Source organism: Planomonospora antibiotica (assembly GCF_014647955.1).
GTDB classification, from domain to species: Bacteria; Actinomycetota; Actinomycetes; order Streptosporangiales; family Streptosporangiaceae; genus Planomonospora; species Planomonospora parontospora.
The window spans coordinates 1-19,320 of sequence record NZ_BMQE01000075.1; the positions used below are offsets into that span (position 1 = coordinate 1).

The 19,320-nt window shown below is 70.7% G+C and carries 21 protein-coding genes and 2 pseudogenes; 11 read left to right on the plus strand and 12 right to left on the minus strand.

Features of this window, described 5'->3' with window-relative positions:
• From IEZ06_RS33800 to IEZ06_RS33805, 3 genes and pseudogenes are all read left to right on the plus strand, one after another.
• A partial coding sequence (locus IEZ06_RS33800) for a BCCT family transporter (protein ID WP_189240742.1) occupies positions 1 to 484 on the plus strand: 484 nt, incomplete at its 5' end.
• Positions 485 to 491: 7 nt separating this feature from the next.
• Positions 492 to 632 (plus strand): annotated as a pseudogene (locus tag IEZ06_RS37910) (hypothetical protein); the annotation flags it as partial.
• Positions 633 to 729: 97 nt separating this feature from the next.
• On the plus strand, positions 730 to 876 hold the full coding sequence (locus IEZ06_RS33805; protein WP_203872366.1) for a Sua5 family C-terminal domain-containing protein: 147 nt from the start codon (positions 730 to 732) through the stop codon (positions 874 to 876).
• 96 nt (positions 877 to 972) lie between these two features.
• Here the strand turns inward: IEZ06_RS33805 and IEZ06_RS33810 are convergent, their stop codons facing one another.
• On the minus strand, positions 973 to 1,845 hold the full coding sequence (locus IEZ06_RS33810) for an alpha/beta hydrolase (protein WP_189240743.1): 873 nt from the start codon (positions 1,843 to 1,845) through the stop codon (positions 973 to 975).
• A 30-nt stretch (positions 1,846 to 1,875) separates the two neighbouring features.
• Positions 1,876 to 2,421, minus strand: a complete 546-nt coding sequence (locus IEZ06_RS33815; RefSeq protein ID WP_189240744.1) for a dihydrofolate reductase family protein — start codon at positions 2,419 to 2,421, stop codon at positions 1,876 to 1,878.
• Positions 2,422 to 2,534: 113 nt separating this feature from the next.
• Here IEZ06_RS33815 and IEZ06_RS33820 point away from each other — a divergent pair, with 113 nt between their 5' ends.
• Positions 2,535 to 3,440: a LysR family transcriptional regulator gene (locus IEZ06_RS33820; protein ID WP_229799067.1), complete on the plus strand. Its 906-nt coding sequence runs from the start codon at positions 2,535 to 2,537 to the stop codon at positions 3,438 to 3,440.
• A gap of 187 nt (positions 3,441 to 3,627) precedes the next feature.
• On the opposite strand, the gene IEZ06_RS33825 is transcribed toward IEZ06_RS33820, so the two are convergent.
• Both IEZ06_RS33825 and IEZ06_RS33830 read right to left on the minus strand, forming a co-directional pair.
• Positions 3,628 to 4,521 (minus strand): LysR family transcriptional regulator, encoded by an 894-nt coding sequence (locus tag IEZ06_RS33825; RefSeq protein WP_189240745.1) that lies wholly within the window; start codon positions 4,519 to 4,521, stop codon positions 3,628 to 3,630.
• A 277-nt stretch (positions 4,522 to 4,798) separates the two neighbouring features.
• Positions 4,799 to 4,945: a hypothetical protein gene (locus IEZ06_RS33830; protein ID WP_203872367.1), complete on the minus strand. Its 147-nt coding sequence runs from the start codon at positions 4,943 to 4,945 to the stop codon at positions 4,799 to 4,801.
• Positions 4,946 to 5,042: 97 nt separating this feature from the next.
• Here IEZ06_RS33830 and IEZ06_RS33835 point away from each other — a divergent pair, with 97 nt between their 5' ends.
• The 4 genes from IEZ06_RS33835 to IEZ06_RS33850 all read left to right on the plus strand — a co-directional run bounded on the left by IEZ06_RS33835 (position 5,043) and on the right by IEZ06_RS33850 (position 8,224).
• Complete coding sequence (locus tag IEZ06_RS33835; protein WP_189240747.1) at positions 5,043 to 5,972, plus strand: helix-turn-helix domain-containing protein; 930 nt, start codon at positions 5,043 to 5,045, stop codon at positions 5,970 to 5,972.
• Between the two features lie 81 nt (positions 5,973 to 6,053).
• Positions 6,054 to 6,458 (plus strand): nuclear transport factor 2 family protein, encoded by a 405-nt coding sequence (locus IEZ06_RS33840; RefSeq protein ID WP_189240748.1) that lies wholly within the window; start codon positions 6,054 to 6,056, stop codon positions 6,456 to 6,458.
• Between the two features lie 54 nt (positions 6,459 to 6,512).
• Positions 6,513 to 7,391: an alpha/beta hydrolase gene (locus IEZ06_RS33845; protein ID WP_189240749.1), complete on the plus strand. Its 879-nt coding sequence runs from the start codon at positions 6,513 to 6,515 to the stop codon at positions 7,389 to 7,391.
• Complete coding sequence (locus IEZ06_RS33850; protein WP_189240750.1) at positions 7,388 to 8,224, plus strand: NAD(P)H-binding protein; 837 nt, start codon at positions 7,388 to 7,390, stop codon at positions 8,222 to 8,224. Before IEZ06_RS33845 ends, IEZ06_RS33850 begins: the two co-directional genes overlap by 4 nt.
• 792 nt (positions 8,225 to 9,016) lie before the next feature.
• On the opposite strand, the gene IEZ06_RS33855 is transcribed toward IEZ06_RS33850, so the two are convergent.
• From IEZ06_RS33855 to IEZ06_RS33880, 6 genes are all read right to left on the minus strand, one after another.
• Positions 9,017 to 10,006, minus strand: a complete 990-nt coding sequence (locus IEZ06_RS33855; RefSeq protein WP_189240751.1) for an RNA ligase family protein — start codon at positions 10,004 to 10,006, stop codon at positions 9,017 to 9,019.
• Between the two features lie 546 nt (positions 10,007 to 10,552).
• Positions 10,553 to 11,278 carry a serine hydrolase domain-containing protein gene (locus tag IEZ06_RS37875; protein ID WP_444544046.1) on the minus strand — a complete coding sequence of 242 codons (726 nt, stop codon included), beginning with the start codon at positions 11,276 to 11,278 and terminating at the stop codon, positions 10,553 to 10,555.
• Complete coding sequence (locus IEZ06_RS33865) at positions 11,176 to 12,069, minus strand: PaaX family transcriptional regulator C-terminal domain-containing protein (RefSeq protein ID WP_203872368.1); 894 nt, start codon at positions 12,067 to 12,069, stop codon at positions 11,176 to 11,178. The genes IEZ06_RS37875 and IEZ06_RS33865 overlap by 103 nt, the downstream gene beginning before the upstream one ends.
• A gap of 55 nt (positions 12,070 to 12,124) precedes the next feature.
• Positions 12,125 to 13,252 (minus strand): serine hydrolase domain-containing protein, encoded by a 1,128-nt coding sequence (locus IEZ06_RS33870; protein ID WP_189240753.1) that lies wholly within the window; start codon positions 13,250 to 13,252, stop codon positions 12,125 to 12,127.
• Entirely contained in the window at positions 13,252 to 14,451 is a 1,200-nt protein-coding gene (locus IEZ06_RS33875) for a saccharopine dehydrogenase family protein (protein WP_189240754.1), read from the minus strand. The genes IEZ06_RS33870 and IEZ06_RS33875 overlap by 1 nt, the downstream gene beginning before the upstream one ends.
• The gene (locus tag IEZ06_RS33880) at positions 14,444 to 15,901 is read right to left on the minus strand and encodes a flavin-containing monooxygenase (RefSeq protein WP_189240755.1); all 1,458 of its coding nucleotides are present in this window, start codon (positions 15,899 to 15,901) and stop codon (positions 14,444 to 14,446) included. The genes IEZ06_RS33875 and IEZ06_RS33880 overlap by 8 nt, the downstream gene beginning before the upstream one ends.
• A gap of 473 nt (positions 15,902 to 16,374) precedes the next feature.
• On the opposite strand from IEZ06_RS33880, the gene IEZ06_RS33885 reads away from it, so the two are divergent.
• Positions 16,375 to 16,959, plus strand: a complete 585-nt coding sequence (locus tag IEZ06_RS33885) for a TetR/AcrR family transcriptional regulator (protein WP_189240756.1) — start codon at positions 16,375 to 16,377, stop codon at positions 16,957 to 16,959.
• Positions 16,956 to 17,558, plus strand: coding sequence for a hypothetical protein (locus IEZ06_RS33890; RefSeq protein WP_189240757.1), 603 nt, complete (start codon positions 16,956 to 16,958; stop codon positions 17,556 to 17,558). The genes IEZ06_RS33885 and IEZ06_RS33890 overlap by 4 nt, the downstream gene beginning before the upstream one ends.
• Positions 17,559 to 17,674: 116 nt before the next feature.
• Here the strand turns inward: IEZ06_RS33890 and IEZ06_RS33895 are convergent, their stop codons facing one another.
• On the minus strand, positions 17,675 to 18,181 hold the full coding sequence (locus IEZ06_RS33895) for an SRPBCC family protein (protein ID WP_229799069.1): 507 nt from the start codon (positions 18,179 to 18,181) through the stop codon (positions 17,675 to 17,677).
• A 79-nt stretch (positions 18,182 to 18,260) separates the two neighbouring features.
• Here IEZ06_RS33895 and IEZ06_RS33900 point away from each other — a divergent pair, with 79 nt between their 5' ends.
• Complete coding sequence (locus IEZ06_RS33900) at positions 18,261 to 18,863, plus strand: TetR/AcrR family transcriptional regulator (protein WP_189240759.1); 603 nt, start codon at positions 18,261 to 18,263, stop codon at positions 18,861 to 18,863.
• Positions 18,864 to 18,937: 74 nt separating this feature from the next.
• Here IEZ06_RS33900 and IEZ06_RS33905 read toward each other — a convergent pair.
• Positions 18,938 to 19,126, minus strand: a pseudogene (locus IEZ06_RS33905) (IS5/IS1182 family transposase); the annotation flags it as partial.
• Between the last annotated feature and the right edge of the window lie 194 nt (positions 19,127 to 19,320).

Below are 19,320 nucleotides of genomic sequence, written 5' to 3' on the forward strand. Positions count from 1 at the left end.
CAGCGGCGGCAGCGCCGTATGGCTGCAGCTGTCGGGCGCGGCGGACTTCACCGGAAAGATCGCAGAAGGAGCGGAGGCGGCGATGTTCGCCCTCCTCGGTCACCTGCCGCTCGGCTCGCTCGCCACCGTGATCACGGCGGCTCTGGTGGCGCTCTACTTCGTCACCAGCGCGGACTCGGCCTCCCTGGTGCTCGGCTCGCTCTCCAGCCGGGGCTCGCTCCACCCTCCCCGGCCCCTGGTGGTGATGTGGGGGGTGCTGGTCGGGGCGATCGCGCTGGTGCTGCTGCTGGCCGGCGGACTGGAGGCGCTGCAGCAGGCCACGATCCTGGTCGCGCTGCCGTTCGTGGTCGTCATGCTCCTGCTCTGTGTGGCGCTGGTGAAGGAACTGCGTGAGGATCCAGGCGCGGGACCGCTGCCCCACCTCCACCCGCACGGGTTGCCGGACGCCCTCCGCCGGGTCAGCGGGGAGGACGACGAAAAGTGAACAGGCCGTGGCGGGCGTCTCGGGGTGCGGATGCCCGCAAGGGCATCGAGCCCGGCACCCGGCCGAGCAGGGACTCGCCGCGGTGGGCGGCCATCCCGCCGCCCGCGCCCGGCTCGAGCGCATGCGCGACATGTACGCCTTCATGGCCCGGAGTTCCCCAGGCTCCTCGACCGGTGGGACGCGGAACAGGCCGACGCCGCGCCCTCACCGCGAGACGGCTCGGGCGCGACCGAGGCGCGCCGTCCGTGACTTCCACCTCCCTTCCGGGGATACGCGAGTTCGACCAGCGTGGGCGCAACCCCATCGCCGTGTCCTTGCCGGTGGAGGAAGGGCTGGGACCGGCGATCGCCGACCGGCTCCGGCGCGCCGCGGGGCCCCGGCCCGCCGAGTGACCGCCGCCGACCGGCGTTCTCGGCAGAGCGCCCACCGGGGGCGTGTGCGACCCCGATCAGTCGTGGGCGCCCGCCGATCCGCTCCAGGGGAGACTCTTACATCGCTTCCGTGGACGCAACCGCATCCCGGGTGAGGCGGGTGAAGGCGTCGTGGATGATCCCGGCGCTGGTGGGAGCGTCGAAGGCGAGCCCCTGGTGGTCGCCGGGGAATTCGATCGGCTTGGTGCCGAGGTGCTCGGCGAGTGCGAGGGCGGAGCGGAAAGGGACGCCGTCGGGCGAAGCCGCGCCGACTCCGACGGCGATCCGGTCGGCGGCGGAGCGCAACGCGGAGAGGTCCGGCACGAAGCGCAGCACGGGCAGCAGGACGTGGGCGAGGAAGAAGTCGATGTTCCCTTGGATCCGGCCCATCATCTCCAGCATTTCGGGAGGCATCTGGGAGAAGTCGGGCATCTGTGGCGGGCCGCTGGGCTCCCCTTCGATCGTGGCGACGAATTTCTGCATCGCGGCGCCGGGCCCTTCGGCGCGGTAGGCGTCCTGGACGTTCTGGAACACCGTCCGCCAGTGCTCGCGGTCGGGCAGCATCTCCGGAATCGGCGGCTCGTGCGCCACCAGGGCACGGACCTGCCCAGGGTGGCGGGCGGCCAGGTCCAGGGCGGTGAGCGCGCCGCCGCTGTTGCCCAGTACGTAGGCGGGTCCACCGCCGTGCGCGGTGAGCAGCCGGTGCGCGTCCTCGGTGAAGACGGCCACGTCCTGATCGCGAGCGGGTCCGGTCAGCGGGCTGCGCGACAGGCCGCGCTGATCGTAGGTGATGACGGTGTACCGGGTGGACAGCGCCGCGGCGAGTCCGGCCAGCGCCCCGGCGTCGGCGGGCGCACCCGGGATCATGAGCAGCAGCGGCCCGGAACCCCTGACCTCGTAGTGCAGGTTCGCTCCCGGAACCTGGAGTGTCCTGATCCGGACGTCGTTCATGGTCTTCTCCGTTCGTGGTGGTGGGTGGGTTCAGAGCGGCCGGTAGGTCAGATCCATGACGCCTGTGGCGAACGTGGCGGATCGGAGCAGCTTCAGGGGCACCCGGCCGGCGCCTTCGGGGAAGAGCCGGAGGCCGGCGCCGAGCACGACCGGGTGGACCAGGAGACGGAGCTCGTCGATGAGCCCGGCCTTCAGCAGGGCACGGGTCAGGGTGATGCTGCCGGACAGGTTGATGTTCCCGCCCGGCCGGTTCTTGGCCTCGGTCAGCGCGGTGACGAGGTCGCCGTCCAGCACCGTCGAGTTCGCCCAGGCCGCCTCGCCCAAGGTGGCCGAGACGACCATTTTGGGCAGGCTGTTGATCCGGTCGGCGAGCGCGCCGGTCTGGTGGGGCCAGACCGCGGCGAACGTCTCGTAGGTCACCCGGCCCAGCAGCAGGGTGTCGGCCTCCTCGTGCATCGCGCCGACCGCCGCGTCCATCTCCTCGTTCAGATACGGGAAGTGCCAGGTCTCCGGCGCCTCCACGACCCCGTCCAGAGAGACGAACAGTCCGGAAACGATCTTTCGTTTCGCTCTCATTCCACTACTTTCGTTAGCATGTGTCGCTGGTCTCCAACGATGGTGCGCCAGGCTGACCTGCATCAACGCGTGATCAGCGAAGCGGTGGTTAGCCGGACTCAACGATCGGGGGCATGATGCTGGAGCGGCAGGAGATCCAGATCTTCCTGACACTCGCCGACGAACTGCACTTCGGCCGCACGGCCGAGCGGCTGCGGCTCACTCCGGGACGTGTCAGTCAGACGATCAAAAAAGTGGAACGGCTGATCGGCGCGCCGCTGTTCGAGCGGACCAGCCGCCGCGTCCGGCTCACGCCGCTCGGCACCCGGCTGGCCGATGACCTGAGGCCGCATGTGAAGGGCATCCAGGACGCGTTCCAGCGGGCGGTCGACACGGGACGGGGCGTCACCGGCGTGCTGCGGGTGGGATTCCTCGGCGCCCTCGCCGGACAGCTCCTGCTCAAGTCCGTCGGCGTGTTCGCCGCCCGCCACCCCGACTGCGAAGTGCACATCCACGAGACGCAGTGGCACGACACCGTCTCCCGGCTCTTCGACGGCGACATCGACGTCCAGATCACCGACATCCTGTTCGCCGCCCAACCAGGTCTCACCCCGGGCCCGGTGCTGGTGGCCGAGCCGCGGCTCCTGGCCGTCCCGGCCGGCCACGCCTTCGCCGGAAAGGACGCGGTACCGGTGGCGGCGCTCGCCGACCATCCGGTGATCCAGGTGCCGGTGGACATCCCGCGGAGATTCCAGTCCGACCGGACTCCGTCGCGCACCGGGGACGGACTGCTCGTCCCCCAAGGCCCGCGGGCGACGAGCTTCGGCGAGGCCCTCGCCCTCATCGCCGCCGGCCAGGGCGTCTTCCCCGTCGGCGAGCACGCCGCCCGCTTCTATCCTCGCCCCGACATCGCCTACGTCCCCCTCCAGGACGCCCCGCCCATCCAGTGGGGTCCCATCTGGCTCACCACCAACACCGGCGGCCGTGTCCGCGAGTTCGTCCGGGCCGCGACCGACGCGGCTCGATCGGTTCACCGCTGATTCCCGTACCGATCCTCTTCACGGGCCGTGCGCCCGTCCGATGCGCGGACCGCCGTACCGCTGGGAAGGCCGGATCGGGCGCCGCGAGATACCCGGCGGGCCGGCCGGCGAGCATCACCGGGCCGCGTAGTCGCTCCGGAGGACTCCCGGTCCAGGCCCTGTGCGGTGAACTTCGAAGCGGTACGGGTCAGCTCCCCGACGGGAGGGGGCCGAGGTCACGGATGACATCGGCGAGGGAGCGGATCAACTCGTTCTCCGCCTCGCTGCGCCACACCGGCGCGTACGGCAGCGGGCCGATGTCGTGGACCGGCAGGTAGACGATGTCCGGCCGTACCCAGTAGCGGGCCATGTGGGAGGGAAAGAGGGTGACGGTCTCGGCCAGGCTGGTGAAGGTGATGGCCTCTTCGGTGTCGTGCACCAGGGGACCGCGTTCGATCGGGCGGCCGCGGCGGCTCTGGCGTGGAACGTAGGCGTCGAACCAGTAGTCGGGCCCGGTTCCGGGGCGGGGGTGCTGGAAATCGGCGACCGTCTCCAGCGAGAGCGACGTGCGCCGGGCGAGCTCGTGGTCGGCGGCCACGGCCAGTACACGGGGGTCGGCGAACAGGACCGGTCCCACCGTGAGGTCGGGCTCCTCGACGGGCAGCCAGCAGATCAGGACGTCGATGTCCCCGCGGCGCAGCACGGCGAAGGCATCGCTGAATCGTGTGCGCTGGATGCGCAGCCTCCGCTGCGGGTGCCGAAGGTGGAAGGCGTCCCAGTAGGGGCGCAGGTCGTGGATGTTGGCGGGGAGCATGCCGACGCGCAACGTGCCGGTGATGCCTCGGCCGGTCAGCTGGGCGCGCTGCACGCTCTCCCTCAACCCGGCGTGCAGCGGCTGGAGGTCGTCGCGGAGCTGACGGCCGACGGGCGTCAGCCGGACCAGGCGATTGGTGCGCTCGAACAGCGGGGCGCCGATGAGCCGCTCCTGCTTCTGGATCGCCTGGGTGACGCGGGCCGGCGACAGGCACAGCCGAGTGGCGGTGCGGCCGAAGTGCAGTTCTTCGGCCAGGGCCAGGAAGATCTCGATGTCGCGCAGTTCCACGCCTGACCTGATCCGTTAGCTCCTACTGAATGTGATCTTGCGGGATTCGTCGTTGTTCCGGGTGTCAACCGTACTTGATCCTCGAAACGCATGAATCAGTCGTTCGACGGAGTACGAATGAGCCTCCTTGCCGCCGGTGCCGGCCGCTGATGACGGATCGGCGACACCGGCACCGGGTGCCGGACGCGATCACTCGAGGGGTTCGCCGACCGTGATCTCCGCCGCGGGTCTCCGACCGCGGCCGGCAGGAACGATGCGGTCGGTTCGGTGAGTGCCGTCAGAGCAGGTCGGCGGGGTGCTCGGCCTGGACGGGCGCCTCGATCGAGGCGGGCCGCAGGGCGCGACGAGCGGAGAAGGGCTCGACCGCCCCGTCTCGCATCGCCTCGTAGCGCTGCGCCTGCGCGGCCGTACCCGTTCTGAGCATGATCGGAGTACGGCCGCCGATCCGATGCACGCCTTCTCCGGCACCCCGGCCGCCACGACGGTCCGCCGATGAACCCGCACCACCTTGGAGGGTGACGATGACCCTGACCAGCCTGGGGCTGACCACCCAGCAGGAGCGGCTCTACCGCTACCTGCTCCGCGAGCCTCGTTCCGACGTGGAGCGCGCCGCCGTCGACCTGTGCATGCCGGATGCCCGCGCCGTGCTCGCCGAGCTCGAAGCCCTCGGCCTGGTCGATGGCCTGCCGGCCGTACTTCCCCCGGCCGCCGCCGTGAATCTGCTGGTACGGCGGCGCATGTCGCAGACCCAGCGCCAACTCGCCGAACTGAGCCTGGCCTGGGACGTGCTCACCGAACTGTCCGAGGAACACCGCAGCGGCCGGTCCGTGCAACTGGTGGAGCATCTGCCGGACGGGCCGGCGGTCACCCGCCGCATGCACACCTTGATGAACGAGGATCCCGGTGAGTTCACCCACATGAAGGACCGCGCGTTCTACGCGGAGACCGGCTCCGTCATCCCGGCCTTCAAGGGCTTCCTCGCCCGCGGTCTGCGCAGCCGCACCCTCTTCTGCGCCCGCACCCTGGACGACCCCGCCCAGGAACCCTACGCCCGGAGCATGTGCGCCCTGGGCGATCTGCACCGGGTCACCACCGAGCCGATCCGGCACCTGGCCATCGTCAACCGCGCCGTCGCCTTCGTCCAGGCCGACCCGGCCGACCCGAAGGCCGGTGCCCTGCAGATCCGCCAGCTCGGCGTGGTGGCCATGCTCGCCGACGTCTTCGACGGCATGTGGGAACGCGCCCGCGACCTGGACGACCCGTCCCTGTCCCCGATCGAGCAGCAGGTCCTGCACGCCCTCACGTGCCACGACACCGACGAAGCCGCCGCGCGCTCGCTCGCCGTCTCCGTCCGCAAGTTCCGCGCCCACGTCGCCGACCTGATGGCCCGCCTGGGCGCCGCCACCCGCTTCCAGGCCGCCCTGCTGGCGAAGGAACGCGGCTGGCTGTGAGGTCCGGGTGCAGCTTCCTGCACCCGGACCTGCAACTTCTCCATCTCCCCCCGCGACGCCGGGGCGCGGCAGGCTGACCGCATGGATCGATTCGACGTCATCGACGTCTGCACCCGGATGGCCTGGCACGCCGACCAGCGCGAGTGGGACAGTCTGGCCGAGGTGTTCGCCGACACGGTGACCCTCGACTACACCAGCCTCAACGGCGGCGAGCCCGCCGTCCTCGCCCCGGCGCAGATCATCGACGGCTGGCAGAACGCGCTGGGTGCCTACAAGACCACCCAGCACCTGCTCGGCAACCATCTGGTCGCCGTCGACGGCGACACCGCGGTGTGCACCGCCTCCTTCCAGGCCACCCACCGCAGACCCGACGACACCCTGTGGACGCTGGGCGGCACCTACCGCTTCGACCTGGTGACCACCGGCGACGGCTGGCGCATCACCGGCGTCGTGATGACCATGGCCTGGAGCGACGGCATCCGATGAGGGCACTCACCACCGCGGGAACGGATTGATCACCGAAGCCACCCTGGAGTACGCATGAACAAGATCACATTTGACGGCGGGGGCGCGGTCCTGACCGGCAACCTGTTCCTTCCCGAGGGGGTGGAGCGGGCGCCCGGCGTGGTCGTGGCGGGCACCTGGACCAGCGTCAAGGAGCTGATGGCCGACCGTTACGCCGAGCGCCTGGCCGAATGCGGGTACGCCGCCCTGTCGTTCGACTTCACCGGCTTCGGTGAATCCGAGGGGGAGCCGCGGGATGCGGAGAACCCCGCACGCAAGGTGCGCGACATCCACCACGCGATCGGTTTTCTGGCCTCCCACCCGAAGGTCGACGGCGACCGGCTGGGCGCGCTGGGCATCTGCGCCGCGGCGATGTACATGGCCGACAACGCCGCCCACGACGCCCGGGTGAAGTCCCTGGCGCTGGTGGCGCCGTGGTTGCACGACGCCGCCATCTGCGAGAGCGCCTACGGGGGCGCGGAGGCGGTGGCCGAGAAGATCAAGACCGGGCGGGAGGCGCGCTCCCGCTACGACGAGACCGGTGAGATCGACTATGTGCCGGTCGTCAGCGCCACCGACCCGCACGCCGCCATGCCGTACGACATCGACTTCTATCTCAACCCGGCCCGAGGCGGCATCCCCGCCTGGCCCAACCGGTTCGCCGTCATGGCCTGGCCGGACTGGCTCACCTACGACTCCATCGCCCTGGCCCCGCAGATCACCCAGCCCACCCTGCTCGTGCACAGTAAGGACGCCGCCATTCCCGACGGCGCACGCCGTTTCCACGCCGGGCTGGCCGGGCCCGGGGACATCCTCTGGACCCAGGGCACCCAGTTCGACTTCTACGACACCGAACCCCAGGTGACGGTGTCGGTCGACACCGTGGCCGCGCACTTCGGCAGGACGCTGCGGTGATCCTCGTCACCGGAGCCACCGGAAACGTCGGCGGTGAAGTCGTCCAGGCCCTCGTCCGCGCGGGAGAACCGGTGCGCGCACTGGTGCGCGCCCCCGCCGACCTGCCGGTCGAGCAGGCCGTCGGAGACCTCGACAGGCCCGGCTCGCTCGCCACCGCCCTCGACGGCGTACGGGGGGTGTTCCTGCTGCCCGGCTACCGCGACATGCCCGGCCTGCTCGCCCGGCTGCGGCAGGCGGGGGCGGAACGGGTGGTGCTGCTGTCCAGCCTGGCCGCGGTGTCCGCCGACACCCGCAACGCCGTCTCGCAGTACATGATCCGCTCGGAGACGGCGGTGCGCGAGTCGGGGCTCGACTGGACGATCCTGCGGCCCAACGCGTTCATGTCCAACGCGCTGCGCTGGCTGCCGCAGCTGCGTGCGGGCGACGTCGTCGCGGACGCCTTCGGCGACGTGCCGATCGCCTCCACCGACCCCTACGACATCGCCGCCGTGGCCGTCCGTGCCCTGCTCGACCCCGGACACGACGGACACGTCTACCCGCTCAGCGGGCCCGAACGTCTGCTGCCGGCGCAGCGGCTGGCCGTACTGGCCGACGTACTCGGCCGTGACCTGCGCTTCCGCGCCTTGTCGGATGAGGAGGCCAGGGCCGATATGGCCGGACGGGTGCCGGAGGAGTACATCCGGGCCCTCTTCGGCTTCTACGGCGACGGGACCTTGGACGAGTCCCGGATCCATCCCACCGTGGCGAAGGTGACCGGGACGCCGCCGCGTACCTTCCGCCAGTGGGCCCTCGCCCATCGGGCGGCCTTCACCGGGGATGCGGACGCGGCGTAGAACACGATGCCGGTTGCGGCGCGATGGAACGCCGGGCTGTTCTTCGTCACCGTGCAGCTGAGCCGCCTGACGGTCGTGGCCGGGGAATCCTCGCCTGAATCCCACCTGGAGCCCTCCGGTGACCCGGCCCCGACCAGATTCATGTCCCAAAGCCGCCGCAGGACGCTCGGCCTGTGGATCGACCTGAGGCGGCGACTCAGGCGAGATCGGTTCTTGCGTTTCCCGCCTCTGCTGCCTGCGTGGTCCGGGTGCCCGGCTGGCTGGTGTTCCTGGACCGTGTTCAAGCGTCCAGGAACACGGAGACAGCTCGGTCCGTGAGGCGGCCCGGGTCCTTGCTCCTGGTGGCCGACCGGTGCCGGCCATCACTCATCCGATCACCGACACCGGCAGGTTCGACGGTGAGAGGTTCGTGCTCGACGGTTCCTACTTCGAACGTCGGCGGTTCAAGCAGGAGGTCGAGCGCGACGGCCTGCCCATGGTGTTCAGTGGTTGGGACCAGCCGCTGAGCGACTACACCGGCGCCCTGGAGGCCTCCGGACTGCTCATCGAGGCACTGCGTGAACCGGTCACGCTCCGCGCCGACGGCACTTCTCACCGGCAGGCCCGCACCGGCGTGCTGGCTAGGACGGTTCCGTTTGGCCCTCTCCGGGGCCGCCTGCTCCTCACTCTCCTGTCGTGGACGGGAAGCGGCGACTCCTACTGCGTAGCGCGGCTTGCCACGACCGCCTTCCGGGCCGTCGCGGCAGTCTCTGCCTGCGATCAACTCTCCGGTGGAGTCAGCTTGGTTGACTGTCATGCGGGACAGCCACGGGTCTGTGCCGCCGCCGCGATGCGAACGACCTCCTGCAGCCGGGCCTCGGTCTCGCCGAGGGCCGCCGTAGCCGCCGGGAAGGCAAGGGACAGGTCCACCATGACATCGAGGACCACCTCGTCCAGAAGCGCATCGAGAGGGGACGGCCCCACCTTGGACCGCGCGCCGGCGAACCTCGGGCCGTTGACCATCGCGCAGGCGATTTCGCTCAGCTCCTCGAAGGTGAGGAAGGTCTGCGGATCCCAGGGACGGCTCTGATCGAAACGCTGCTCGTCGAACTCCTCGATCTTCCGCTTGAGAACCGGCCGGCGGGCGGGCGTCAGCGGGGCGTCCGGCCGGAGCACGAGCCCTTCGGCCAGGTTGCCCGCCAGAGCGGGCAGGCCGAGCGACTGCGGCACTCGGGTGGGGAACCGGACCGGCAGGGCGTCGAGGTCCGTCCGGCCGCCCCGGGCGAGGACCGGCAGGGCGTCGAGGTCCGTCCGGCCGCCCCGGGCGAGGAGCGGCACGGCGTCGAGGCCGGCGTCGGCGGCGATCTGAGCGACGTCGGAGTACGGGAGGAACACGCCGGAGTCGTCCGGGGCCTCCTGACGCAACACGTCGAAGAGGGCGAAGCGGATCTCCGGGCTGTACCAGACCCCCGTCTGGACCGGGGTGGCGCCCGGCGCCGGCGGGACCTCGGGATGCGGGTAGCCGCCGCCGTACAGCTCGCCGTAGACGTGCACGGCCGTACCGCCCCGGGACAAGGCGGCCTGGGCCGCCTTCTCGAAGGCGGCGCGCAGGAGTTGCCAGCCGAAGAACGGTTCGTCGTCGCGGAGCCACGCCTTGCGCTTGCCGACGGACACGTCCCGGCCGTCGCAGGCGATCACCATCTGGGCGCCGTGGACCTTCTCGGTCGCCACCCACTGCCCGCCGCCGGCCGCCGTACCGGACCGCTCGACTACGGGGATCTTGGGATAGGCCAGGTGACGCATCGGAGCAGTATCGCCGGTCGGGCCTGGCACGGCATCTCGATATACGGGGTGCGGCCGGTCGCCGCTCGTCTGCGCGGCGGTCAACCGCGCCGACCGCGATGCCCAGCGCCTTCGCCACCCGCTGGGGCGCGGTGGTGAGCGCCGCCTCGGTGACCTGGACCTGGTCGCCGGGCAGTCGCGGCCGCCTTGGGCGTGCTCGTCGACGTGGTGGACCTGCAGCAGTGCCTCCCCCTGGTCGCTGACATCGAGGGTGTAGGCGGAGTCAGAGCAACAGGGGTTTTCGCATCGCATGTTCGCGCGGATGAGGACGGCCTGGCGTGCCGCCACCGCACCTACCCCCGCTCCGTCAAACGCACCCGCCACAGTGGCCACCACGAACGATGCCCAAGCGACAGCAGGATCCGCCACGGGCTCCCTGATCATCCCGGCCTGGTGGCGGGCCGGGCTGCTCCTCCGCCGGATCCTGTCCGCCGTCCCGGTCTGCCGAGCAGTCTGACTGCTGATGACACCTCATTTAATAATCATCCTATTTATCCTTTATGTGAGTTATTGACTGTTTCTGTATGGGCAGTAAAGGACCATGACCGGTAAGCGCGAAAAGGACGAGCTTTCCGCGGGCGACGAGGTCACCTGGAAGAGCCACGGCTCGTCGGCCTCGGGAAAGGTCGAGAAGAAGATCACGAAACGGACCGAGGAGGCGGGGCGCACCGTGAACGCCTCGGCCGACGATCCGCAGTACCGCGTGCGCAGTGACAGGAGTGGCCGGACCGCCGTGCACAAGCCGTCGGCGCTGCACAGGAAAGACCGCAGCGAGTTGAACCCGTCGGCCGGCCTGACCCGAGGATCACCGACACCGCTCCCGCTCATCCCCAGCGGCTCGAACACCCGCTCCTTCAGGTAATCCCCGAATCTCTGCCCGCTGGCCACCTCCACCAGCCGCGCGGCTATCTCATAGTTGGCGTTGCTGTAAGCCCAGCGCGTCCCGGGATCGGCCGCCAGCTTCCCACCGCCCAACGCTGCGACATACCCGGCCAGCGACGAGGCGCTCTCCGCCGCCCGATGCTGTGGCGGGGATCCTGGGCGGAACCGGTCTCCTGCCAAACCGGTCGGGGTCGGCCTGGTAGGCGGCCTCCAGCGTGACGGCCCGCTGGGCGCGGATTCGGTGCCCGTCACGTGCGAGGGGCTGCTGTGCTTTCCACGTCGCCGTAGAGGCGGAAGAGGCGGGTGTGCTCGCTGTCCGGCTCGGCGTTGTCGTTCAGGAGCGACCAGCACTGCGCGACCAGTGCGCGTGCCTGGCTGCCGGGCCAGGGGTGCGGGAGCAGCTGAGGCGGCAGGAGGGGGTCGGGCTCCATGGCGCGGGTGAATTCGGCGGCCAGTTCCACCGCGATGGTCAGGCGCTGCGCTTCGGACAGGCCGGTGTGGTCGCGGAGGCGCTCCAGACGCGGTCGGGCGACGGCGGCGAGCCGGTGATAACGCTCGGCGATCTCGTCCAGTGGCCACAGGGCGCGGACAAGCGCGGCGGGATCGTTCTGGTCGCCTCGGCGCAGGTCCCGGGTCGTGGCGAAGGTGAGGTGGCTGAGGACGTCCAGGTGGCGGGCATGGTCCTCGACGTAGCGTTCCCACGGGTTGGCGCTGAGGTAGAGGCCACCCTGGAGGGGCGCTCCGCCCAGGCGGGTGAGCGCGGCGCGCAGGGCGTCGCGTGCGGTGCGGGCGGTCTCGGGGACGGCGAAGGCGACCAGGTGCCAGGTGCCGTCCCAGGGGGCGAGCCCGGCATCCTGGCGGAAGGCGTGGGCGATGAACTCGGCGTCGAAACCGAGGAGCTGCTCGGTGGCGCCGGTGGCCCGCAGGAGTCCTTTGCGTCCCCTGCCTTCGTGGTGGAAGCGGCCTTCGGCGACCAGCCGCTTGATGCACAGGCGCACCTGCTGGTCGGTCATGCCCAGCAGATTGCCGGTGGCGTAGAGCTCACCGGTGTCGACCGTGAGGTCGGTGCGGACGAGCGCTTCGACGAGCATCCGGGTGGGGACCTGGACGTCCGGGCCCGGCAGGTGAGGTGCGGCGTTCATGCTGCGGCCTTCCACGGCGGTGCGGGCGGACGGTGTGGAAGGAGTTTACCGGCGTTCACGGCCCGATGACCTTCGCCACCGCTTCCAGCAGGATGCGGTGGCGGGGGTCGTCCAGCGCGTCGGCGGGCATGGAGCGGGGGAGGAAGGCCAGCGCGAGGCCGCGTCGGGGATCGGCGAGCCCGAGCGCGCCCCCGATTCCCGGGTGACCGAAGGCGGACGGAGACCCCAGCCGCCAGGCGCGGCTCGGCAGGGCGAACCCGCATCCGAAGGCCGAGGCGATGCCGAGGACGCGGTCCCTGCCTGCCACGCGCGGCCGTACGGCGGCGCGCAGGGTGCGCCCGCTGACCAGCGCAGTACCCGCCTCCGGCAGGAGCATGGCGTAGAGCCGGGCCAAGGATCGCGTGGTGGCGACGGCGTTGGCGGCGGGAAGGTGGGCGGTGAGGGTCTGCGGGCGGCGCACCCACACCTCGGGCGCCTCGTCGATGGCGCCGCGTACGGTCATCGCCTGCCACAGTGGTGTCCCGGGTCGTGCGTAGATCGTGGTGGTCAGCCGTACCAGGAGGGGAACCCGGGTGGCGGCGTGTACCGGGGCGGGCGGCGGGCCGTCAGGCGTCCCGATGCTGATCGCCAGGTCGTGGGGGCGGCAGATCAGTTCGGTGAGCACTTCGCCGAGGCGTCCGCCGGTGACGCGGCGCACCAGCTCGTCGGCGAGGGTGCCCCAGGTGACCGCGTGGTAGGCGGGCCGGCCCGGCGGCCAGCGGAGGCGTTCATCGGCCAGGGCGTCGGCGAGCGGACGCCCGTCGAGCACCTCGGCGAGGGTGACCGGACGCGCGGGTGCGATGAGCCCGGCCTGATGGCTCAGCAGTTGCGCGACGGTGATCTGCGACTTGCCGTGGCGGCCGAACTCCGGCCAGTACCTGGCCACCGCGGTTTCGAAGTCGAGTTCGCCGCGGTCGGCCAGCACCGCCAGGCACGCGGCGGCGACGCCCTTGGACGCGGAGAAGATCACCTGGCGGGTGTCCGGGCCGTGGCTTCCGCCGTAGAGATCGACGGCGGTCGCGCCGCGGTGCACGATGTGCAGGCCCGCACCGAGTTCGCCCGGCCTGTGCATGATCGCGGTGAAGGCCTCGCGCACCGGTCGCCACCCGGGGGCGACGTCACCGCGGATCGCCGGGCCGGCCATCAGGCACGGTCCACTTCGACCACCTGGCCGCGCCCGCCCCGCGGAGGATCGCTGTGGGCGGCCAGCTCGTCGAAGTACCGGTCGGGGTCGAGCACCGCGTCGGGAGCGTGGACGCCGGGTGTGCGGACCGACCCGTCAAGGATCTGCCCGGCCGCCAGAGCCAGGGGGATTCCGGTCGCTCTGGCCATTCCCCGGGGAGAGGCGACGAGCCGTGCTCCGATCGTGTACGGCCGGCCGCCACGGGTCCCGGTGGCCAGCGCGAAGAAGGCGGGCAGCGCACCGGGTCCGCGCAGTGAGAGCCGGTGGACGGCGGATCGGGCGAGGCGGCGCGCGCCCGGGTCGTCGAGTGCGGCGGCGGCCTGCTCCAGGGTCAGCCTCCCGCGGTCGATGTCGTCGCGCAGGGTCATCAGATAGGCGGCGGTCAGCGGCCGGACCACCATGACGCAGGTCGAGCCGCGGATGACCGAGCGGGTCCGCGGCAGCGTCACCGGCTCGGGGTGGCCGACGGTGTAGGCGGTGCCCTTTCTCCGTCCCGGGTAGTGCAGGGTGACCGCTTCCAGGGGCGGCCGTTCGGCGGGCTCGCCGGCGCTCCACGTCCTGATCGTCCCGGACAGCTGCTGCATCCAGTGGACGGTGGCGGCTGAGAGGCCGGACACGGAGTCATCGGCCGGGTCGTCACCGACGAAGGGCACGTCCACCGGCCAGGCCGTGTGAAGGTCGTCGACGGTGTCCAGCTCGCGGGCCGCGAGTGCGGCCAGCATGTTGCTGGTGCCCGGACTCGCCCCGGCGCCGATCACGGCGATCACGCCTGCGTCGTGTGCCTCGGTGTCCAGCGCGAGCATGTCCAGCGTCGGCTCCCAGTCGTCGCAGATGTCGACGTAGTGGGTGCCGGTGTCGATCGCCGCCTGCAGGATGGGCACGCCGAGCCGGAAGAAGGGGCCGGTGGTGTTGATGACGAGGTCCGCGTCCTGGAAGAGGTCGCGCAGCCGTACGGGATCGGTGGCGTCGGCCGCATGCGGGGTCAGCGGCGTGGCGCCGCCCGCCAGCCGGTCGGCCAGTCGCTCGGCGGCGGCCAGGTCGCGGTCGGCGATCACCAGTTCCGCGATGTCGCCGCGGGCGGCCATCACTTCGACCGCGGGCCTGCCCATCGCTCCGGCCCCACCCAGGGCGACCACGGTGCGCTTGTCCGGTTCAGTCATCGAAGACCATGCCTTTGCGAAGATCGAGGAAGGCGAATCTCGCCCGGTCGAGGAGGTGGTTCTGGGTGACGGCCCAGGGGTCGCGCTCGCCCTGCTGAGGGAACAGGTGCGCGGCGCGCTGAACGTAGGTGGAGGTCAGGCCGAGCAGGGGCCGTCCGGCCTGCCGGGGCGGCACGGCGGGCATCGCGGTGGTGAGGCCGCGCCGCCGCATGTGATCGAGCAGTCGGACGACGTAGCGCGAGGACAGGTCGGCCCGCAGTGTCCAGGAGGCGTTGGTGTACCCGACGCAGAAGGCCAGGTTGGGCACGCCGCTGAGCATCAGCCCGCGGTAGGCGGTGGTCTGCGCCACGTCGATCGCCCGCCCGTCCACCGACAGCCGGATCCCGCCGAGGGGGACCAGCGACAGCCCCGTCGCGGAGACGACCACGTCGGCGTCCAGGGATTCGCCCGACTCCAGTTCGATCCCGCCGGCGGTGAAGCGGGTGATCTTGTCGGTGACCACCGACGCCCGCCCGGCGGACACCTGCCGCAAGAAGTCCCCGTCGGGCACCACGCACAATCGCTGGTCCCACGGTTGGTAGCGGGGGGTGAAGTGCCGGTCCAGGTAGGCCGGATCCGGCAGGAGACGCAGGAGGCCCTCGCGCAGGTACCGCTTGGTCTGTTCGGGGAAGCGCCGGCTCAGCCAGTAGGTCAGCTGACTGCTCAGCACGTTCTTGCCGCGGATGAGCGCGTGCGCGAACCGGGCGGGAAGAAGGCGGCGCAGCGTGTCGGCCGTCCGATCGACCGCGGGCTGGGAGGCCAGGTAGGTGGGTGATCGCTGCAGCATCGTGACGTGCGCCGCCGTCTCGGCCAGTGCGGGCACGAGGGTGACCGCGGTGGCCCCGCTGCCGATCACCACCACCTTCTTGCCGGCCACGTCGAGGTCTTCCGGCCAGAACTGCGGATGCACGAACCGGCCGCCGAAGCGTTCTGCGCCCGCGAAGTCCGGTTGATGGCCTCGGGCGTAGTCGTAGTAACCGGCGCAGACGTAGAGGAACGAGCACGTCCATGTCCGGGAGCGGCCGCCCTCCTGCGTCTCGACCACCCACTGGGGTCCCTTCCACGACCACGTGGCGGAGACCACCTCGGCTCCGTAGCGGATGTGCCGGTCGATCCCGTGTGCGCGGGCGGTGTCTTCGATGTAGCGGCGGATGCTGTCGCCGTCGGCCAGTGACTTGGCGCCCCGCCACGGCTGGAACGGATAACTGAGGGTGAACATGTCGGAGTCCGAACGGACGCCCGGGTAGCGGAACAGATCCCAGGTGCCGCCGAGGCGGTCCCTGGCCTCCAGCACCGCGTAGGTCCAGTCGTGCCGTTGCAGGTGCCATGCGGCGCCGACGCCGGACAGGCCCGCCCCGACGATGAGCACGTCCACATGCCGTGAATCGATCGTTTTTGAAACGGTCGTCATGAAGACGATAGTAACATAATCGATAGATAAGCGGCGATTGCTGCTTGGCCGGAAGGGAAACGGACGCAGTGCGGCCGGATGACCTGCAGTGTGACCGGATGTCTCCACGGTGAGGACGCGGGACGGCTCCGCCGGACCGCATCGGCGCGGTGACGTGCTCGGTGGCGCCGCATCGACAGGGGGCCTTGTGGTTGACAGGCGCCTTCGTCGTCCCCATGATAGTGAATATTCACTTTCAGGAGGGGTATGGCGTTCATCCTCTACGGGGCCAATGCTGCCCTGGATCGCCGGTCGCCGACCGCCGGGCGGTGCGTGAGCGCGCCGCCGGCCGGCCCCGGACCCCGCTGCCGTCGGCCGATCCGGCACGGCGCAGCCTCATCGGCGCCGGACCCGCGCCGCCCGCGGACGCCGAATCCACGTCGGCCGCATCACGAACCTGAACCGTCGGCACCACGAACCTGAAGGGAGACGACATGCCACGGGCCAGCCAGAAGGACACCATCCTGCGCGCGGCGCTGTCGTGCTTCGCCGAGTACGGCTACGACGCCACCCGCACCCGGCACATCGCCGAGCGCGCGGGCGTCGCCGAATCGGCGCTGTACCGCCACCACCCGTCGAAGGAGGCCATCGCCCAGGAGCTGTACACCAGGTACTTCGCTCGCTACGCCGAGCGACTGCAGGCCATCGCCGACGGGCCACACGACCCGGCCGCCAAGCTCACCGCGGTGATCCGCGCGGTGCTGGCCGCCTACCGGGAGGACCCCGACGCGTTCGTGTTCACCCTGGTGCGCACCCCGGCGTTCCTGCCCCACCTGCCGGAGGGCACGGTCTACCCGGTGGAGATCGTCGAGGGCATCGTCGCCGCCGGGCAGCACGCCGGAGTGATCCGCGACGGCCAGGCCAACCTGCTGGCCGGCATCTTCTTCGGCTGCGTGCTGCGCCCGATCATCCTGGCCACGCTGGCCGCACCCGGCGCCCTGGACCTGCTCGGCGAGACCGGGCACGACACCGTCATCGAACAGGCGGCGCTCGCCGCCCTCAGGAGGCCGTCATCATGACCGCCTTCCTCGACCGCCACGCCACCGGGCGCGCGGTCGCCGCCGCGGCGGCGACATTCGCCGCCCTGCTGGGGGCGATGTACGCGGCCACCACCGCCTTCCACGACGCCGCCGGCGTCGGCATCCTCAACCTGCTCGGCGCCCGCAACCTCGCCGAGCCGCGCAGCGGCGGCTACACCGCGGAGACCGCCTACGCCTGGCTGGCCGCCTACGGCCCGGGCGGGCGGCGCGACCACCTGCTCGTCCTGCTGCTCGACGTCCCGCTCGTGCTGGCGTTCACCGCCTTCACCGCCCTGGGACTGCGCTACGCCGCCACCCGGTTGCCGGTGCCCGGCCGGCTGTGCGCGCTGGCCCCGGGACTGCCCCTGGCGGGCGCGGTGCTGAACTACGCCGAGGACATCGGCATCACCGTGCTGATCGCCAGGTACCCCGACCGCCTCGACGCGGTGGCGGCCGTCCTGAGCGCCGTCAACACGGCCAAATCGATCGCGTACATGGCGGCTCTGCTCACCACGCTGGTCGCACTGGCTGTTGCCGCGGTATGGCGTCGGATCCGGGCCGCACGCGGCGTCGGCGGGGATGCGGCCGGATCGGCCTGACCGCGATCAGGCCGCCGCCCGCCCGGCACCCAGGTCGGCAGCAGTCAAGGTCACGATCGTCAACGGTCCTGTTCTCGCCCTACATGCAGTTCAGAAGAGTACTTCCTCCCGATGTCTCACCTGGGCCTGCCAAAGAGGGGTTCGCGTGCGGTGACGATCTCGCGGACTGCGGCGGCGAGTGCGCGGCGCATGTACGGCCGCCACAGCGGGGCCAGGAAGAAGCGGACCGCGAGTCCGCGGAACGGGCGGGGCCGGAAGGCGTACGTCCACTCGATCGCGGTGCCGCCACCGGGAGCGGGTGTGAAGACCCACGATCCGCGGGCGCCGACCACGAAGCGGTTCAGCACGTTGGTGAATCCGCTGACCTCGTAGGCGAAGCCGGTGGGCTGATCGTACGCGGTGATCTGCTCGTAGGCGCTGGTGCCGTCGGACAGCACCGGGTTACGGGCAACGCCGACATGGTCCCAGGTCCCGGACTGGTTGGCCACGCTGACGACTGCCGGCAGCGGACCGAAGCCAGTGAAGATCCGGGTCAGGTCGACCGTGGATCCGATCCGGAAGCTGGTCTGCGGGTCGGCGGGGCTGACCGCCCGGACGGTGACGGGTACGGCCTTCGGTGACATGGTCATCTCCCTGCTATGTTGACATCGTCAACAAAATAATCGGATGTTGTTGACAATGTCAACTTTGAGGAGGGGGCGTATGCCGGACGGCCAGGTCACCCGCGCCACGCGGACCCGTGAGAGCCTGCTGCGGACGGCAAGCAAGATCCTGGAAAGCGACGGCTTGGAGGCGGTGACGCTGCGCGCGCTCGGCGCTGCCGCGGGCGTCAGCCGAGGGGCGCCGTACCGGCACTTCAGCGACAAGGACGAGTTGCTCGCCGCCGTCGCCGCCGAGGCCATGCGACAACTGCGGCAGTCGATGCTCACCGCCACCGAGCGAGCCACCGCCGACGACCCGCTGGACCGACTGGTGGGCATGCTGGAGGCATACGTGGAAACCGCCGCGACCCGGCCGGAGCACTATCGACTGATCTTCGGGACCGACCTCACAGGTGGTCGAAACCCCGACCTCGTCGCAGAGGCACAGGCGACGTACCAACTTCTGGCAGCCGCGGTACGCGACGCCCAGGCCGCCGGCGCGCTGCCCGGCTCACCCTCGCCGACGGACCTGTCAGCCGTGCTGTTGTCCGTCACGCACGGACTGGCAGACCTGGTCGTCACCGGGCACGCCACCCCCGCCAAGGGCTTCGCCGATCGAGGCGCGCTGCTGCGCCTCCTGCTCACCACGATGCGCACGGACTGAGCCTGTCCCGTGAATCATGAGAGCCGGTCCACGGTGGCGACCAGCAGGATCTGGCTGCGGTGGATGACCGCGCGTTTGGCGTAGCGAGAGGCCGGCGCGCGGTACCGCTTGAGCCGCGCGATCACGCGTTCCACCACGTTGCGCCGCTTGTAGACCTCCGGATCGAAAGCGTACGGCCGACCGCCCCGCGCCCCTCGCTTCCTGCGGTGGGTCAGCTGATCCTTCTTTTCCGGGATCGTGGCAGCGATCCGACGTCGCCGCAGACATCCGATCTGGATAAGGCGTCAACCCCGCCCCGGCATCCATTGGGTGGTCGACTGTTTTTTCACGAGGGGGTTCGGTGCCAGACTGCCGATCATGAGTAGCGGACAGGCTTCCGTTGTGATCCGGCCCTACCAAGAGGCAAGGCCGCGTAGTTAAGCCGTGATCCCTGCTGTCGACTTGGCTGTTTCTGCAG

What these genes read in the sequence shown, in the direction of transcription:
- IEZ06_RS33810 (WP_189240743.1), bottom strand. Translation starts at nt 1,845, where the DNA reads ATGAACGACGTCCGGATCAGGACACTCCAGGTTCCGGGAGCGAACCTG.
- IEZ06_RS33815 (WP_189240744.1), bottom strand. Translation starts at nt 2,421, where the DNA reads ATGAGAGCGAAACGAAAGATCGTTTCCGGACTGTTCGTCTCTCTGGAC.
- IEZ06_RS33820 (WP_229799067.1), top strand. Translation starts at nt 2,535, where the DNA reads ATGATGCTGGAGCGGCAGGAGATCCAGATCTTCCTGACACTCGCCGAC.
- IEZ06_RS33830 (WP_203872367.1), bottom strand. Translation starts at nt 4,945, where the DNA reads ATGCTCAGAACGGGTACGGCCGCGCAGGCGCAGCGCTACGAGGCGATG.
- IEZ06_RS33835 (WP_189240747.1), top strand. Translation starts at nt 5,043, where the DNA reads ATGACCCTGACCAGCCTGGGGCTGACCACCCAGCAGGAGCGGCTCTAC.
- IEZ06_RS33840 (WP_189240748.1), top strand. Translation starts at nt 6,054, where the DNA reads ATGGATCGATTCGACGTCATCGACGTCTGCACCCGGATGGCCTGGCAC.
- IEZ06_RS33845 (WP_189240749.1), top strand. Translation starts at nt 6,513, where the DNA reads ATGAACAAGATCACATTTGACGGCGGGGGCGCGGTCCTGACCGGCAAC.
- IEZ06_RS33855 (WP_189240751.1), bottom strand. Translation starts at nt 10,006, where the DNA reads ATGCGTCACCTGGCCTATCCCAAGATCCCCGTAGTCGAGCGGTCCGGT.
- IEZ06_RS33865 (WP_203872368.1), bottom strand. Translation starts at nt 12,069, where the DNA reads ATGAACGCCGCACCTCACCTGCCGGGCCCGGACGTCCAGGTCCCCACC.
- IEZ06_RS33870 (WP_189240753.1), bottom strand. Translation starts at nt 13,252, where the DNA reads ATGGCCGGCCCGGCGATCCGCGGTGACGTCGCCCCCGGGTGGCGACCG.
- IEZ06_RS33875 (WP_189240754.1), bottom strand. Translation starts at nt 14,451, where the DNA reads ATGACTGAACCGGACAAGCGCACCGTGGTCGCCCTGGGTGGGGCCGGA.
- IEZ06_RS33880 (WP_189240755.1), bottom strand. Translation starts at nt 15,901, where the DNA reads ATGACGACCGTTTCAAAAACGATCGATTCACGGCATGTGGACGTGCTC.
- IEZ06_RS33885 (WP_189240756.1), top strand. Translation starts at nt 16,375, where the DNA reads ATGCCACGGGCCAGCCAGAAGGACACCATCCTGCGCGCGGCGCTGTCG.
- IEZ06_RS33890 (WP_189240757.1), top strand. Translation starts at nt 16,956, where the DNA reads ATGACCGCCTTCCTCGACCGCCACGCCACCGGGCGCGCGGTCGCCGCC.
- IEZ06_RS33895 (WP_229799069.1), bottom strand. Translation starts at nt 18,181, where the DNA reads ATGTCACCGAAGGCCGTACCCGTCACCGTCCGGGCGGTCAGCCCCGCC.
- IEZ06_RS33900 (WP_189240759.1), top strand. Translation starts at nt 18,261, where the DNA reads ATGCCGGACGGCCAGGTCACCCGCGCCACGCGGACCCGTGAGAGCCTG.